At 73.3% G+C, this 15802-nt stretch carries 9 protein-coding genes; 8 read left to right on the forward strand and 1 reads right to left on the reverse strand.

Annotation, left to right across the window (positions count from 1 at the left end; translation table 11 throughout):
* Positions 1–13: 13 nt before the first annotated feature.
* Positions 14–2968, reverse strand: coding sequence for a glycoside hydrolase family 3 C-terminal domain-containing protein (locus tag J2S46_RS30440; protein WP_229911947.1), 2955 nt, complete (start codon positions 2966–2968; stop codon positions 14–16).
* A 326-nt stretch (positions 2969–3294) separates the two neighbouring features.
* On the opposite strand from J2S46_RS30440, the gene J2S46_RS30445 reads away from it, so the two are divergent.
* The 8 genes from J2S46_RS30445 (at position 3295) to glsA (ending at position 15509) form a co-directional block, all read left to right on the forward strand.
* Positions 3295–4974, forward strand: a complete 1680-nt coding sequence (locus J2S46_RS30445; RefSeq protein WP_191287777.1) for an ABC transporter substrate-binding protein — start codon at positions 3295–3297, stop codon at positions 4972–4974.
* Positions 4975–5031: 57 nt separating this feature from the next.
* Positions 5032–6054, forward strand: coding sequence for an ABC transporter permease (locus J2S46_RS30450; protein ID WP_229911948.1), 1023 nt, complete (start codon positions 5032–5034; stop codon positions 6052–6054).
* Complete coding sequence (locus J2S46_RS30455; RefSeq protein ID WP_191287778.1) at positions 6051–6980, forward strand: carbohydrate ABC transporter permease; 930 nt, start codon at positions 6051–6053, stop codon at positions 6978–6980. The genes J2S46_RS30450 and J2S46_RS30455 overlap by 4 nt, the downstream gene beginning before the upstream one ends.
* Before the next feature lie 109 nt (positions 6981–7089).
* Positions 7090–8175, forward strand: a complete 1086-nt coding sequence (locus tag J2S46_RS30460) for a LacI family DNA-binding transcriptional regulator (protein ID WP_191287779.1) — start codon at positions 7090–7092, stop codon at positions 8173–8175.
* Complete coding sequence (locus tag J2S46_RS30465; protein ID WP_191287780.1) at positions 8156–10180, forward strand: glycoside hydrolase family 31 protein; 2025 nt, start codon at positions 8156–8158, stop codon at positions 10178–10180. The genes J2S46_RS30460 and J2S46_RS30465 overlap by 20 nt, the downstream gene beginning before the upstream one ends.
* Complete coding sequence (locus tag J2S46_RS30470) at positions 10180–12186, forward strand: beta-galactosidase (protein ID WP_191287781.1); 2007 nt, start codon at positions 10180–10182, stop codon at positions 12184–12186. The genes J2S46_RS30465 and J2S46_RS30470 overlap by 1 nt, the downstream gene beginning before the upstream one ends.
* Positions 12187–12396: 210 nt before the next feature.
* Complete coding sequence (locus J2S46_RS30475) at positions 12397–14217, forward strand: alkyl/aryl-sulfatase (protein WP_191287782.1); 1821 nt, start codon at positions 12397–12399, stop codon at positions 14215–14217.
* A gap of 2 nt (positions 14218–14219) precedes the next feature.
* Complete coding sequence (gene glsA / locus J2S46_RS30480; RefSeq protein WP_191287783.1) at positions 14220–15509, forward strand: glutaminase A; 1290 nt, start codon at positions 14220–14222, stop codon at positions 15507–15509.
* Positions 15510–15802 lie beyond the last annotated feature (293 nt).

Consider the following 15802-nt stretch of genomic DNA (forward strand, 5'->3'; position numbering starts at 1 on the left):
GGCCGGGCCCGGTCTAGGCGCGGTCCACCCGGAAGGACGCCAGGCGCTGCTCCCCGCGCAGCACCAGGTGCAGGTCGTGCACCCCGCGGGGGCTCTCCGGCAGGTCGACGCGGACCGTGCTCCAGGCGTAGCGCCCGCCGGTGGACGGTACGGCGAGCCTCGCCAGCAGCCTGGTGCCGTCCGCGGCGCCGTCGAGGTCGCGGCCCGCGTCGCCGGCCCGTAGCTCCAGCACCGCCGTGCCCGCACCCTCGCGGGCCAGCTCGGCCTCGAAGACCAGCGGCCCGCCCGGCAGTTCGACCGCCCGGAAGAGCAGCCGCCCGGCCTGCGCCCCCACCGCCGGGGCCACCGCGTCGCCGCGCTCGCGGTGGGCGTCCACCAGGGTGATCCCGGCGTGGTCGTCGAAGTCGGCGGCCCGCACGGTCCGCCCGAGCACCTGGCGCGGGCCGGGCGCCGGCCCGTCGACGGTCAGCGGTGCGGTCAGCTCCACCGCCCCGGCCGAACGGCCCACCAGGATCTCGTAGGAGCCCGGGTCGACGGTGAACCGGCCCTCGGCCACGTCCCAGTGCGCGAGCGCCGACAGCGGCAGGGTGAAGTCCACCCGCCGGCCCTCGCCCGGTGCCAGCCGCAGCTTGCGGTAGTCCGCCAGCCGCAGCAGCGGCGCCTCGTACCGGGCCCGCAGCGCGCGGGTGTAGAGCTGCACGGTCTCGGTGCCCGGCCGCCCGCCGGTGTTGCGGACCTCCACCGAGACGTGGATCGCCTCGCCGTCCAGGTCCGCCGTCAGCCCCGCGTACCCGAAGGACGTGTACGACAGCCCGTGCCCGAACGGGTGGAGCGGGGCGGCCCGGTGGTACTGGTACGTCCAGCCGGCCTTGACGATGTCGTAGTCCAGGCGCTCGGGCAGCGGGTCGTCCGCCCGGTACCAGGTCTGCGGCAGCCGGCCGGCCGGGTCGCTGTCACCCAGCAGGACGGCGGCCACCGCGCGGCCGGTCTCCTGCCCGCCGTGCGAGGTCCACAGCACCGCCGGCACCTGTTCGGCGGCCCGGTCGACGGCGTACGGGTAGCTGCTCATCAGCACCAGCACGGTGTCCGGGCACGCGGCGGCGACTGCGCGCAGCAGGGCCTCCTGGGCCGGGGGGAGGTGCAGGTCGGTGCGGTCCTGGGTCTCCCGGCCGTTGATGTGCGGGTCGTTGCCGAGGACGACGACGGCCGTGTCGGCGGCGCGGACGGCGGCCAGTGCCTCGGCCGCGCCGTCCCTGACCACGGTCCTGGTCCACCGCTCGGCCCCGGCCGGGGTGCCGGCGGAGACGGTGACCAGGCCGGTGGCCGGGTCGACGGCCGCGTACCCGCCGCTGTACACGTTGCGGAGCAGCTCGGTGCCGTCGGGGCCGGGCTCCAGCCGGAAGGTCTCGTGCACGTCCCAGCCGTTCGGCTGGGTCTGGTCGGCGGCGAGGCCGAGGCCCGCGTCCTTGAGGGTGACGTAGCGTCCGGAGGCGGCGCTGCGCAGGGTCAGCACGCCGTCGCCCCAGTCGAACAGGTCGAAGGAGGCCTCGTCGGTGGCCTTCCCGTCGCCGCCGCCATGCGCCGACGTCACGGCCATCGGCCCGGCCGGGTCGCCGGCGGGCACGGCGAGCAGCCCGCCGGTGGAGGCGGCGCGCAGGGTGATCCGGTCCACGCCCTCGGTGCAGGACACCTCGCCGCCGCGGGCGCCGAGCGCCGCGCCGAGCCCGGCCGCCACGGTGATCCGGTACGGCATGGTGCCGCTGTACCAGTCCTCGAACAGGGTGTCGGCGAGCGGTCCGACCACGGCGACCCGGCGGCCCTCGGCCGGGTCGAGCGGCAGCACGGCCCGTTCGTTGCTGAGCAGCACGACGGACTCGGTGGCGGCCCGCAGCGCGAGGTCGCGGTGGGCGGGGGAGTCGACCACCGACCAGGGGGTGGTGCCGTACGGGCCGGGACCGGGGTCGAACTCGCCGAGCCGGAAGCGGACGGTCAGCTGGCGGCGGACGGCCCGGTCGACGTCGGCCTCGGTGAGCAGGCCGCGGGCCAGGGCCTGGGTGATCCGGGCGACGGTGGTGCGCGGGTCGTCGGCGTGGTCGGTGAAACTGTCGACGCCGGCCCGCAGGGCGGCGGCGTGCGATTCGGCGTGGTCCCCGAAGTAGTGCTCGGGGTCGACCAGGTTGGAGGGGGCCTCGGCGTCGCTGCAGACGTACAGCTCGTGCCCGGTCGGCGCGGCCCAGCGCCGCAGTTCGTCCTCGATCAGCGGACTCACGTGGCAGGGGCGGCCGTTGACCAGGTTGTAGGCGGGCATCACCCCGGTCGCGGAGCCGGCCGCGACGGCGGTGCGGAAGGCGGCCAGGTCGTACTCGTGCAGGACGCGCGGGCGCAGGCCGGAGGAGGTCACGCAGCGTTCGTCCTCGTTGTTGTAGGCGAGGAAGTGCTTGAGGATCGGCGCGGTGCGCAGGTGGTCGGGGTCGTCCCCGGCCAGGCCCCGGCAGAACACGTCGGCGAGGCGGGCGGTGAGCAGCGGGTCCTCGGCGTAGCCCTCCTCGTTGCGGCCCCAGCGCGGGTCGCGCAGCAGGTTCACCACGGGCGCCCAGGCCTGGAGGCTGATCCGGCCCTCGCCGGCGAGCGGGGCCCGGTGATGGTGGAAGGCCCGGAGCTCGGTGCCGATCGCGGTGGCGACCTCCTGCAGCAGTTCGTCGTCCCAGGTGGCGCCGAGGCCGACGGCCTGCGGGAAGACGGTGGCGACGCCGAGCCAGCCGACGCCGTGCAGGGCTTCGGTGCCGGTGCGGAAGGCGGCGACGCCGAGGCGGGGGACGGCGGGGGAGTACTGGTGCAGCATGGCGATCCGCTCGCCGGGGGTGAGCCGGGCGAGGAGGTCCCCGACGCGTGTCTGCAGCGGCCGTGCGGGGTCGCGGAAGGCGAGTTGCTCGATGGGCGGCCGGTCGGGCACAGCGGTGGTCGTCACCTGGGAAACCCCTCGGGGATGGGCGTGCGGGGAGAGTGGCCGCGGGGCGGGGCGGGGGAGGTCCTGGCCCTGACAGCGTCCCGCCGGGCCGCGATGTTGAAACGCTTCGAAAGTGGCATGGCAGGTGGAGCGTGTCAACCGTCCGGTGGTCACGTGGCCTCATCTGGCCCGGTAGTACAGGGGGTTGTGAAGGGTCACGGGGGCGGCAGGTGCCGGGAAATGATTTGTTCATCCCCTTGTCGAACCCGAAACCCGCCGTTAGTCTCGCCGCAACATCGAAGCGATTCGACGCACCGGATCCTGAACGATGAAGGGCCGCACCGATCATGAGCTCCCAGATCAGCCGTAGAACCCTCCTCAGGACCGCCGTCGGCGTGGCCGGCGCAGCGGCCATGACGCCACTGCTCACCGCCTGCGGGAGTGGCGGCGCCGCGAAGAGCGGCTCCAACAGCAAGACCGGCCTGGCCGGCGCCCTGCCCGCCTTCGTCGCCAACACGGCGGTCACCGCGGACCTGCCCTCGGTGACCGGCCCCGGCGGCGGATTCAGCGACCCGGGCTTCCTGACCTACCCGGCCGCGCCGGTCAAGACCGTCGCCAAGACGCCCGGCTCCGGGGGGAGTTACTCCGCCGTGACGCCGCTCTGGGGGACCATCCCGGCGGCCGACAACTCCTTCTACCAGGCCGTCAACGCCGCGCTCGGCGTCAAGCTCACCATGCAGCCGGCCAACGGCACCACCTACAACACCGCGATCCCCACCCTGACCGCGGCCCAGAAGCTCCCCGACTGGATCCAGCTCCCCACCTGGTGGAACCAGCTCTTCAACGTCGGCGGGCTCGCCGGCACCCAACTGGCCGACCTCACGCCCTACCTGGCCGGGGACAAGGTCAAGGAGTACCCGAACCTGGCGGCCATCCCGACCGGCGCGTGGCAGGCCGGGGTCTGGGGCGACAAGCTCTACGGCATCCCCTGCTTCTCCTCCGGCACCGCCTTCGCCGGCGCCTTCTACTACCGCAGGGACGTCTTCGAGGCCAAGGGCATCGCCGCCGACAGCGTGAGGTCCGCCGACGACCTGATGAACCTCGGCAAGGAGCTGACCAGCGCCGGCGCCGGCGTCTGGGCCTTCGACGACCTCTGGACGTACCTCGCCCAGCCCTTCGGCCTGGCGCAGCTCTACACCGCCAAGGACGGCAAGCTGATCCGCAAGTACGAGCAGCCGGAGTTCCTGGAGGCCCTCAACTGGGCCTGGAAGCTCGCCAAGTCCGGCTACGTCCACCCGGACGCGCTGGCCGGCAACAACAACGACGCCAAGGCCCGGTTCTACGCCGGCAAGGTGCTGGTCACCGGTGACGGCACCGGCTCCTGGAACATGGCCGACGCCCAGGCCGGCCAGGCCGCCGACCCGAAGTACCGGCGCGGCGCCCTCCCGCTGTTCGCGGCGGACGGGAAGTCCACCCCGAGCATCTTCCTCGGCCCCTCCACCAGCATGGTCAGCTACCTCAACGCCAAGCTGAAGCCGGAGCAGATCAAGGAACTCCTCGCGGTCGCCGACTACCTCGCGGCGCCCTGGGGTTCGGCCGAGTACACGCTGGTCAACTACGGCGTCGAGGGCACCGACCACACCCGGGTGAACGGCACCCCGACCTTCACCCCGCAGGGGCAGAAGTCCGTCCAGCAGCAGACCTTCCCGTTCCTCGCCTCCAGCCCGCAGGCACGCAGCAACCCCGGCTTCGACCAGATCACCAAGGACATCTGCGCCTGGGACGCCCAGGCCGTCAAGTACGCCTACAAGCCGGTGTTCTGGAACATGAACATCACCGTGCCGACCCGCTTCGCCACCGCCGACGCGGCCCAGGCGCTGGAGGACACCATCAAGGACGTCCAGCACGGACTGAAGACCGTCGCCGACTACCAGAACGCGCTGACCTCGTGGAAGCGCAGCGGCGGCGACGAACTCACCGCCTGGTACCAGACCGAGGTCTACGACAAGCACGGCTCGGGCCAGTAGCCCCACCGCTCCCCGTCCGAACTACCCGGTCCGAACTACCTAGGAGGTGCGGTGGTCGTGGCGGCAGTCACCACGAACAGCGCCGACGTGCCCGGCCGCGAGGAGACGGCGGCCCCGGGCGCCACGACGGCGGCCCCCGGGGCGCCCGGCCCCCGCGAGCGGCGCCCGCGGGAGCTGAACTGGCGGATCCGGCTGCGCCGGGACCGCTCGCTGCTCCTGATGACCGTACCGGTCGTCGTCCTGCTGCTGGTCTTCAACTACCTGCCGCTGTTCGGCACTGTCACCGCCTTCGAGTACTACGACCCCATCGTCGGGGTGGTGAACAGCCAGTGGATCGGCCTGGACAACTTCCGCCAGCTGTTCGGCGATCCGCTGTTCTGGGGATCGGTGTGGAACACCCTGGAGCTGGCGGCCGTCCAGCTGGTGCTGTTCTTCCCCGTCCCCGTCGCGCTGGCGCTGCTGCTCAACTCGGTGCTCAGCCCGCGGATCCGCGGCTTCGTCCAGTCGGTGACGCTGATCCCGCACTTCTTCTCCTGGGTGCTGGTCATCACCCTGTTCCAGCAGATGATCGGCGGCGCGGGGCTGCTCAACCAGTTCCTGCGCCAGCACGGGACGACGCCGTGGAACATCATGATGGACCCGTCGGTCTTCAAGCTGCTGGTGACCTCCCAGGTGATCTGGAAGGACGCCGGCTGGGGGATCATCGTCTTCCTGGCGGCCCTGGCCGCCATCGACGAGAACCTGTACGAGGCCGCCGCGATGGACGGCGCCGGCCGGTGGCGCCGGATGTGGCACATCACCCTGCCGGGCCTGCGCGGGGTGATCGTGCTGATGCTGGTGCTCCGGCTCGGCAACATCCTGAACGTCGGCTTCGAGCAACTGCTGATCCAGCGCTACGCGGTGGGGCACGACGCCGCCGACGTGCTGGACACCTTCTCCTACTACTACGGCATCGGCACCAACAACTACGGCTACGGCGCCGCGGCCGGCATCTTCAAGAGCGCCGTCTCGCTGCTGCTGATCTACGGGGCCAACAAGCTGGCGCACTTCTTCGGCGAGGACGGGTTGTACCGGAAATGAGCGAACTCACCACCGGCTCCCGGCGCCGCACCGGTCGCCCCGCCTGGGAGGAGGCCCCGACCGCCGTCGGCCAGGGCGTCAAGGGCGTGACGCTGGGCGGCATCCTGCTGCTGGTCCTCGGCCCGCTGTGGTGCGTGGTGATCACCAGCTTCTCCACCCAGGGCTCGGTCAACCGGGCCGGCGGCCTGGTGATCGTCCCGCACGGCCTGACCCTGAACGCCTACCGGACGATGCTCGGCGACGGCCCGGTGACCCGCGCCCTGGTGGTGAGCCTGGCGGTCACCGCCGTGGGCACCGCCTTCTCGATGCTGGTCTCCGTGCTGTGCGCCTACGGGCTGTCCCGGTCGCGCTCGCTCGGCCACCGGTTCCTGCTGATGATCCTGGTCGTCACCATGTTCGTCAGCGGCGGCCTGATCCCGTCCTACCTGGTGGTCACCGGGCTCGGCGGCTTCGACCAGTACTGGGCGCTGATCCTGCCGAGCGCCGTCAGCGTGTTCAACATCCTGGTGCTGCGGTCCTTCTACGCCGGCACCGCCGCCGAACTGATCGACGCTGCCCGGATGGACGGGGCTGGCGACTGGCGGATCCTGTGGTCGGTGGTCCTGCCGACCTCCCGAGCGGTCACCGCGGTGATCACCCTGTTCTACGCCGTCGGCTACTGGAACTCCTTCTTCAACGTGATGCTCTACATGCCGACCAGCAGCCAGAAGTGGCCGCTGCAGTACGTGCTCTACCAGTACGTCAACCTCGGCACGAACATGCCCGGCCAGGTCAACTCCGGCTTCGGCAACGCCGCCAACGCCACCGCGCCGCTCTCGCTGCAGATGGCCGTGGTGGTGCTGACCCTCGTCCCGGTGGTGATCGCCTTCCCGTTCGTCCAGAAGCACTTCACCAAGGGCGTGCTCACCGGCGCCGTCAAGGGCTGAGCGCCGCCGCACCCGACCGCCGTCACTACGCTGGGCCGCACCGCGCGGCACCGGAACAGGGCGGCACCGCAGCACAGACGTCCGACACAGCACAGGGGGACCAGATCCAATGGTGACACTCGCCGAAGTGGCCCGGCACGCAGGTGTTTCCCCGAGCACGGTCAGCTACGTCCTCAGTGGCAAGCGCAGCATCTCGGAGCCCACCCGCCGCCGGGTGGAGCGGGCCATCAGCGAACTGGGCTACCACCCCAACGCCGGCGCCCGGGCGCTGGCCGGCAAGCGCTCGCACATCATCGCGCTGGTCGTGCCGCTGCGCACCGACGTCTACGTCCCGATCATGATGGAGATCGCCATCTCGGTGACGATGACGGCCCGCAGCCACGGCTACGACGTCCTGCTCGTCACCAACGACGAGGGCCCGGACGGCGTGCGCCGGGTCGCCGCCAGCGGCCTCGCCGACGGCGTGATCCTGATGGACGTCGAGCTGGACGACGAGCGCATCCCCGTCCTGCGCGAACTCGGCAGCCACGCCGCGCTGATCGGCCTGCCCGCCGACACCACCGGACTGTCCTGCGTGGACCACGACTTCGCCACCGCCGGCGCCCTCTGCGCCGACCACCTGGCCGACCTCGGCCACCGCGACGTCGCCTTCGTCGGCTACGCGCCGCAGGTCTACCAGCGGCACGCCGGCTACGCGGAGCGCACCCTGAGCGGGTTCCGCGAACGGGCCCGCGAGCGCGGCCTGCGGATCCTGCACCGGCCGTGCGAGGGCAGCTTCGAGAGCACCGCCGGCGTGCTCGGCCGGATCCTGGACGACCGGCCGGCCACCACCGGCTTCGTGGTCCAGAACGAAGGCGCACTCGGCCCTCTGCTGAGCCTGCTGCGGACCTCCGGGCGGATCGTCCCCGAGGACGCCTCGGTGGTGGCGCTCTGCCCCGAGCCGCTCGCCGAGCAGAGCTCGCCACGGCTGACCGCCGTCACCGGTCCGGCCCAGGACCTCGGCCGGCAGGCCGTCGAACTGGTCCTGAAGCGGATCGGCGGCGCCGCCACCCCCGAGGTCACCCTGCTCACCCCCGTCCTGACCCCCCGGGAGAGCTCCGGCCCCGCCCCGCTGACGGCGGCCCCCGCCCGGCGCCTCCCTTCCCCGCAGACCCCCGCAGACGTGGAGAACAGCCATGCCCAACCACTTCCATGACCTCGGCGGCGCCCTCGAATGGCGGGCCCGGGGCGAGACCCTGCGGGTGGAGCCCTGGGGCCCCGACGCCGTCCGGGTCCGGGCCACCCCCGGCGGGCCGCTGCTGCACGACCTGCCCGGCGCCCTGCTGGAGCGGCCGCCGGCCGAGGCCGTGGTGAAGATCGAGGGCGCCACCGCCACCCTGGTCAACGGCGCGCTCACCGTCCGGATCGACGGCAACGCCCTGGACGCCACCGACCCCCAACTGCACCCGGCCGCCGGGCGGATCACCTTCCTGCGGACCGCCGACGGCGGCGAGCTGCTGGCCGAGGAACCGCACCACTTCTGGTGGCCGGGCCCGCGCCTCTACACCGCGACCGGCAACGGCCACCACCGCCTGGAGCAGCGCTTCCGCGCCTACCCGGGCGAGCGGCTGTACGGGCTGGGCCAGCACACCCACGGCATGCTCGACCAGAAGGGCGCCGTGCTCGACCTGGTGCAGCGCAACGGCGAGGTGACCATCCCCTTCCTGCTCTCCGACCGGGGCTACGGCCTGCTCTGGAACAACCCGGCGATCGGCCGGGTCGAGCTGGCCGAGACCGGCACCCGCTGGGTCGCCGACAGCGCACGGCAGTTGGACTACTGGGTGACCGCCGGCAGGCCCGCCGAGGTCCTGCGTCGCTACGCCGACGCCACCGGCCACGCGCCCGTCCTGCCCGAGTGGGCCACCGGGTTCTGGCAGTGCAAGCTGCGCTACCGCACCCAGGACGAACTGCTCGAGGTGGCCCGCGAGTACCGTCGCCGGGGCCTGCCACTCTCGGTCATCGTCAGCGACTTCTTCCACTGGACGCACCTGGGGGACTGGAGGTTCGACCCGGCCGAGTGGCCCGACCCGGCCGCCATGAACGCCGAACTCGAAGAGCTGGGGATCAAGTTGATGGTCTCGGTCTGGCCCTCGGTCAGCCCGCTCAGCGAGAACTACCACGAACTGCTCAACGAGGGCTTCCTGATCAACACCGAGTACGGCCCGGTGGCCCACGCCGACTGGCCCGACAAGGGCCTGGACGCCTACTCCGCCCAGGTCGCCTTCTACGACGCGACCAACCCCGACGCCCGCTCCTTCGTCTGGGACCGGATCCGGCGCAACTACCACGAGCTGGGCATCAAGGTGTTCTGGCTGGACGCCTGCGAGCCCGAACTCAAGCCCGGCCACCCCGCGAACCTGCGCTACCACGCCGGCCCGGGCCTGGAGGTCGGCAACCTCTACCCCCGGGAGAACGCCCGGATGATCCACGAGGGCCTGACGGCCGCGGGGGAGAGCGAGATCGTCACCCTCAACCGCTCCTCCTGGGCCGGCGCGCAGCGCTACGGCGCCGCCCTGTGGTCCGGCGACATCGGGACCGACTTCGCCAGCCTGCGCACCCAGATCAAGGCCGGCCTCAACGTCGCCGTCTCCGGCATCCCCTGGTGGACCACCGACATCGGCGGCTTCCACGGCGGCGACCCGGACGACCCGGCCTACCGCGAGGTGCTGATCCGCTGGTTCCAGTACGGCACCTTCTGCCCGCTCTTCCGCCTCCACGGGTTCCGCGGCCCCGAGCAGAAACTGGAGCCCGCCATGACCGGCCTGCCGAACGAGGTCTGGTCGTACGGCGAGCAGGCCTACGGCATCCTCGCCGAGCACCTGCGGCTGCGCGAGCGCCTGCGCCCCTATCTGATGCGGCAGATGGAGACGGCGGCCGCGGAGGGACTGCCGCCGATGCGCCCGCTGTTCGTCGAGTTCCCCGACGACCCCGCGGCCTGGCAGGCGGACGACGCCTTCCTGCTCGGCCCGGACCTGCTGGTCGCCCCCGTCACCGAGGCCGGCGCCCGCCAACGCGACGTCCGCCTCCCGGCCGGCGCCGACTGGACCGACGCCTGGACGGGCGAGCGCCACCGGGGCGGGCGCACCGTGCGGGCGGACGCCCCGCTGGAGCGGATCCCGCTCTTCCTGCGCGACGGCGCCGACCTGCCGGTCCGCGGCTGATGGCGGCCCGGCTCCCGCTGCCGGGGCTGGCGTTCGGCGGCGATCACAACCCCGAGCAGTGGGACGAGGCGACCTGGAAGGAGGACGACGAGCTGATGCGGCGGGCGAGGGTCAACCTCGTCACCGTCGGGGTCTTCTCCTGGGCGCTGCTCGAACCCGAGGAGGGACGCTACGAGTTCGGGTGGCTGGACGCCCAGCTGGACCGGCTGCACGCGAACGGCGTCCGGGTCGACCTGGCCACCCCCACGGCCTCGCCGCCGCCCTGGTTCACCCTCGCCCACCCCGAGGCGATGCCGGTCACCGCCGACGGCACCCGGCTCACCCACGGCAGCCGCGACACCTACTGCCTGGCCGCCCCGGCCTACCGCCGGGCGGCGGCCCGGATCGCCGGCGCCCTCGCCGAGCGCTACGGCCGGCACCCGGCCCTCGCCCTGTGGCACGTCCACAACGAGTACGCCACGGTCTGCTTCTGCGAGCAGTCCGCGGCCGCCTTCCGGGTCTGGCTGCGCGCCCGGTACGGCACCCTGGACGCCCTGAACGAGGCCTGGGGCACCGCGTTCTGGAGCCAGCGCTACGGCTCCTGGGAGCAGATCGCGCCGCCGCGGGCCACCCAGTGGCACCACAACCCCGGCCACACGCTGGACTTCCGCCGGTTCTGGTCCGACGAGGCGCTGGCCGCCTACCGCGAGCAGCGCGACCTGATCCGCCGCCACACCCCCGCCGGCGTCCCGATCACCACCAACCTGATGCTGCCGGGCTACCAGACGCTCGACCTCTGGGCCTTCGGCCGCGAGGTCGACCTGGTCGGCATCGACCACTACATGGACGCCCCCGGTGTCGACGGCGACGCCGACACCGCCTTCGGCGCCGACCGGGCCCGCTCCTTCGGCGGTGGCAGGCCCTGGCTCCTGATCGAGCAGGGCACCAACACCCTCTACCTCCCCGACCGGGTGCTGCCCAAGGACCCGGGCCGGATCCTGCGCAGCTCGCTGGCCCACATCGCGCGCGGCTCGGAGGGCGCGCTGTTCTTCCAGTGGCGCCAGTCCCGGGCCGGCGCCGAGATGTGGCACTCGGCGATGGTGCCGCACGCCGGCCCCGACACCCGGATCTTCCGGGAGACCGTCGCCACCGGCGAGGCCGTCGCCGCGCTGGCCGAGGTGGCCGGCTCGACCGTCACCGCCGAGGCCGCCGTCCTGCACGACGCCGATGCCTGGTGGGCCCTGGACACCAAGGGGCTGCCCTCCGCCGAGCTCGACTACCCGGGCACCCTCAAGCGCGCCCACCGCGCCCTGTGGGACGCGGGGATCACCACCGACTTCGCCCACCCCGAATCGGACCTCTCCCGCTACCGCCTGGTGCTGGCCCCCAGCCTGTACCTGGTCTCCGACGCGGGCGCCGCCTCGCTCCGCCGCTACGTCGAGGGCGGCGGCACACTGCTGGTGCAGTACTTCAGCGGCGTGGTCGACGAACGGCACCAGGTCCGCACCGGCGGTTACCCGGGCGCGCTCCGCGAGGTGCTGGGCATCCGCGGCGAGGAACACCGCCCGCTCGCCGCCGGCGCCGGGCTGGTGCTGTCCGACGGCTCCACCGGCCGGGTCTGGAGCGAGGACCTGCGCACCGAGGGCGCCGAGACCGTCACCTCCTACGCGGCGGGCCCGCTCACCGGCAGGCCCGCCGTCACCCGGCACCGTTTCGGGGCGGGCACCGGCTGGTATCTCTCGACCGGGCTGGACGAGGCGGCGTACCGGGCCCTGGTCGGCCGGATCGTGGAGGAGAGCGGCGTGGTACCGGAGGTGGCGGGCCTGCCGCCCGGTGTGGAGGCGGTCCGGCGGCGCTCGGCGGACGGCCGCAGCTGGCTCTTCGTCATCAACAACACCGACCGGGCGGTGCTGCTGCCGGCGGTGGGGCACGAGCTGCTGGCGGCCAGGCCCGTCCCGGCGGAGGGGCTGAGCGTTCCGGCCGGCTGCGCGGCCGTGGTCCGGGAGGGGCCGCAGGACCCGGCCTGACAGGTGGTGACCGTCAGGCGGCCGGGACCTCGCGCCCGGCCGCCAGCCGATGCCGTCCGCCCGCCCATGCCGGCCGCCCGTCCGTCCGCCCGTCAACATGCCGATTGCAGGGTGTTTCTATAGGTTTGTCCTGATTCGAGGCCCGCGCGCCGGTGCGGGCTTTTCCGGCGTGCGGAGGAGACCGGCACCGCCCGCTCCGAAAGGCGCAGCATGAGCACCCTCCCGTTCGAGGACACCACCGACTTCGAGAACGCCGACCGCGGGTTCGTCGGCGCCCTGTCACCGGCCGTCGTGAAGGCCGCCGACGGCCGGGTGATCTGGGACAACGACGCCTACGACTTCCTGAAGGCCGACTGCCCGCCCACCGCGCACCCCAGCCTCTGGCGGCAGGGACAGCTGGTGGCCAGGCAGGGCCTCTACGAGGTCACCGACGGCATCTACCAGGTGCGCGGCCTCGACCTCTCCAACATGACCCTGGTCGAGGGCGACACCGGGGTCATCGTCATCGACCCGCTGATCTCCGCCGAGTGCGCGGCCGCCGCGCTGGAGCTCTACCGCGAGCACCGCGGCCCCCGCCCGGTCACCGGCCTGATCTACACCCACTCGCACGGGGACCACTTCGGCGGCGCGCGGGGCGTGCTGCCGCAGGGCCACGACCCCGTCCCGGTGATCGCCCCCGAGGGCTTCCTGGAACACGCGGTCAGCGAGAACGTGTACGCCGGCAACGCGATGACCCGCCGGGCGATGTTCATGTACGGCGACCGGCTGCCGAAGGCCGCGGACGGCCAGATCGGCGCGGGCCTCGGCATGACGACCTCGGTCGGCACCATCACGCTGATCCCGCCGACCGTGGACGTCACCCGCACCGGGCAGGAGGAGACGGTGGACGGAGTGCGGATCGTCTTCCAGCTCACCCCGGGCACCGAGGCGCCGTCGGAGATGAACTTCCTCTTCCCCGACCGCCGCGCGCTGTGCCTGGCCGAGAACTGCACCCACAACATGCACAACATCCTGACGCTGCGCGGCGCGGTCGTGCGCGACGCCCGGATCTGGGCGCGCTACCTGGACGAGGCGATCGACTTCTTCGGCGACTCCACGGACGTCGCCTTCGCCTCCCACCACTGGCCCACCTGGGGCCGGGAGAACGTCGTCCGCCTGGTCTCCGAGCAGCGCGACCTCTACGCCTACCTGCACGACCAGACGCTGCGGATGCTGAACGCCGGGCTGACCGGCCCCGAGATCGCCGAGGAGATCCAGCTGCCGCCGGCCCTGGAGGGCGCCTGGCACGCGCGCGGCTACTACGGCTCGCTCAGCCACAACGTGAAGGCCGTCTACCAGCGCTACCTCGGCTGGTTCGACGGGAACCCGGCCCACCTCTGGGAGCACCCGCCGGTGGAGCTGGCCAAGCGCTACGTCGACCTGGCCGGCGGCCCGGACGCCGCGCTGGTCAAGGCCGTCGGACACATCGACGCCGGCGACCTGCGCTTCGCCGCCACCCTGCTCAACCACCTGGTCTTCGCCGATCCGGGCAACGACCGGGCCCGGGACCGGCTCGCGCACGTCTACGACCGGCTCGGTCACGGCAGCGAGAACGGCACCTGGCGCAACTTCTACCTGATGGCCGCGCAGGAGCTGCGGGAGGGCCCCGGCACCGCCCTGCTGGACGCCGCCAACCCCGAGATGCTGATGGCGCTGACGGTCGAACAGCTGCTGGACTCGATCGCGATCCGGGTCGACGGCCCGCGGGCCTGGCACGAGCACCTGCTGGTCGACCTGGTCGTCACCGACCAGCGCCGACGCTTCCGGCTGACCCTGCGCAACGGCGCCCTGACCCACCTCGCCCATCCGCTCGAACCGGCTCCGCGCGAGCCCGCCGCGCTCACCCTGACCCTCACCAAGGCGCAGCTGCTCGGTGTCCTGGCGGGGCAGGGGCTGCAGGGCGTCACCGTCGACGGCGACCCGGCCGTCCTGGGCACCCTGTTCGGGCTGCTCGTCGAGCCCGACCGTTCCTTCCCGATCGTGACCCCCTGAGGGTGGCCGCCGGGCCCGACGTGGTCACCGAGGCACTGGTGGACATCCACCGGCGCCTCGGCGCGCTGGACGAGGGGGAGCCGGCGGCCTACATCCCCGAGCTGGCCCGGGCCCGGCGCGAGGGCTTCGGGCTGGCGCTGGTCAGCATGGACGGACACCGCTACCAGGCCGGCGACGCGGCGGAGCCGTTCACCCTGCAGTCGGTGTCCAAGCCCTTCGTCTACGCCCTCGCGCTGGCGGAGCTGGGCCTGGACGAGGTCGGCCGCTGGGTCGGCGCCGAGCCCAGCGGGGAGGCCTTCAACGCGATCAGCCTGGAGGAGGGCACCGGCCGCCCGTCCAACGCGATGATCAACGCCGGGGCGATCGCGACCACCGCGCTGGTGCCGGGGGCGACCCCGGCGGAGCGGTTCGAGCGGATCCTCGCCGGGCTGAGCGCCTTCGCGGGGAGGCGCCTGGACGTGGACGCGGCCGTGCACGCCTCGGAGGCCGCGACCGGCGACCGCAACCGGGCGCTCGCCTACCTGATGCGCGGGGCCGGCTCGCTGGCCTGCGACCCGCTCACCGCCACCGACCTGTACTTCCGCCAGTGCGCCGTCCGGGCCACCGCCGGAGACCTCGCGGTGATGGCGGCCACCCTGGGCAACGGCGGGATCAACCCGGTCACCGGCGAGCGGGTGATCGGCGAGCGGGTCGCGGTGCAGGTCCTCTCGGTGATGGCGACCTGCGGCATGTACGACGCCTCCGGCGAGTGGCTGCTGCGGGTGGGGCTGCCCGCGAAGAGCGGGGTGTCGGGCGGGCTGATCGCGGTCAGTCCGGCCCGGTTCGGAGCGGCCTGCTGGAGCCCGCCGCTGGACCGGACCGGCAATCCCGTCCGGGGCACCGCCGCGCTGCGGGAGCTGTCGGAGCGGTTCGGCCTGCACCTGATGCTGAGCCCGGCCCCGGCGGCGCCGACCGTCGTCGCCGGGCCCTCGGGCGGGGCCGCCCCGCGCCGGGGCGCCTTCGCGGTGGTGGCGGCCCAGGGGGCGCTGGACTTCACCGCCGCCGAACGGGTGCTGTTCGAGCTGGAGACGGGGACCACCGGACCGGTGCTGCTCGACCTCGGCCGGGTCACCCGGCTGGACACCGTCGCGCTGGCGATGATCACCGCCACGCTGGCCCGGCTGGCCGCCGCCGGCCGCCGGGTGGCGGTGGCCGGCGAGATCCTCCCCGCGCCGCCGGACGCGCCCTGGGAGCGGTTCGGCGCGGACGGTCCCCGGCCCGGCGACGCCCCCCGGCCCGGCGACGCGCCCTGACGACGTCCGGGCGCCCGCCTTCCGCCTCGGCGGGCCGCCCGCCCACCTGAGCCGTCGGGCCGTCCCCGCCCGCGAGAGCCGTCCGGCCGTCCCCTCCCACGTGAGCCGTCCGCCCGTTCCGCCATCCGCCTGCACCCGGCCCGGGTCCTCGGGCGCGCCCCCGGGCGATCACGCCCGCGTCGGTAGTCTGCGGATGCACCCCGCGCGACCTGCCGCGTGCCACGAGGCCGCCAGCACGGCCGATGTGACGGACCATCACCCCAGGGCGGCCCACCCTGCTCCGCTCCCGAATC

It is taken from the genome of Kitasatospora herbaricolor (genome assembly GCF_030813695.1).
Classification (GTDB): Bacteria; Actinomycetota; Actinomycetes; order Streptomycetales; family Streptomycetaceae; genus Kitasatospora; species Kitasatospora herbaricolor.

Excerpts from the sequence above, each read along its gene's own strand:
- J2S46_RS30445 (WP_191287777.1), top strand. The coding sequence starts at position 3,295 with ATGAGCTCCCAGATCAGCCGTAGAACCCTCCTCAGGACCGCCGTCGGC.
- J2S46_RS30455 (WP_191287778.1), top strand. The coding sequence starts at position 6,051 with ATGAGCGAACTCACCACCGGCTCCCGGCGCCGCACCGGTCGCCCCGCC.
- J2S46_RS30460 (WP_191287779.1), top strand. The coding sequence starts at position 7,090 with ATGGTGACACTCGCCGAAGTGGCCCGGCACGCAGGTGTTTCCCCGAGC.
- J2S46_RS30465 (WP_191287780.1), top strand. The coding sequence starts at position 8,156 with ATGCCCAACCACTTCCATGACCTCGGCGGCGCCCTCGAATGGCGGGCC.
- J2S46_RS30470 (WP_191287781.1), top strand. The coding sequence starts at position 10,180 with ATGGCGGCCCGGCTCCCGCTGCCGGGGCTGGCGTTCGGCGGCGATCAC.
- J2S46_RS30475 (WP_191287782.1), top strand. The coding sequence starts at position 12,397 with ATGAGCACCCTCCCGTTCGAGGACACCACCGACTTCGAGAACGCCGAC.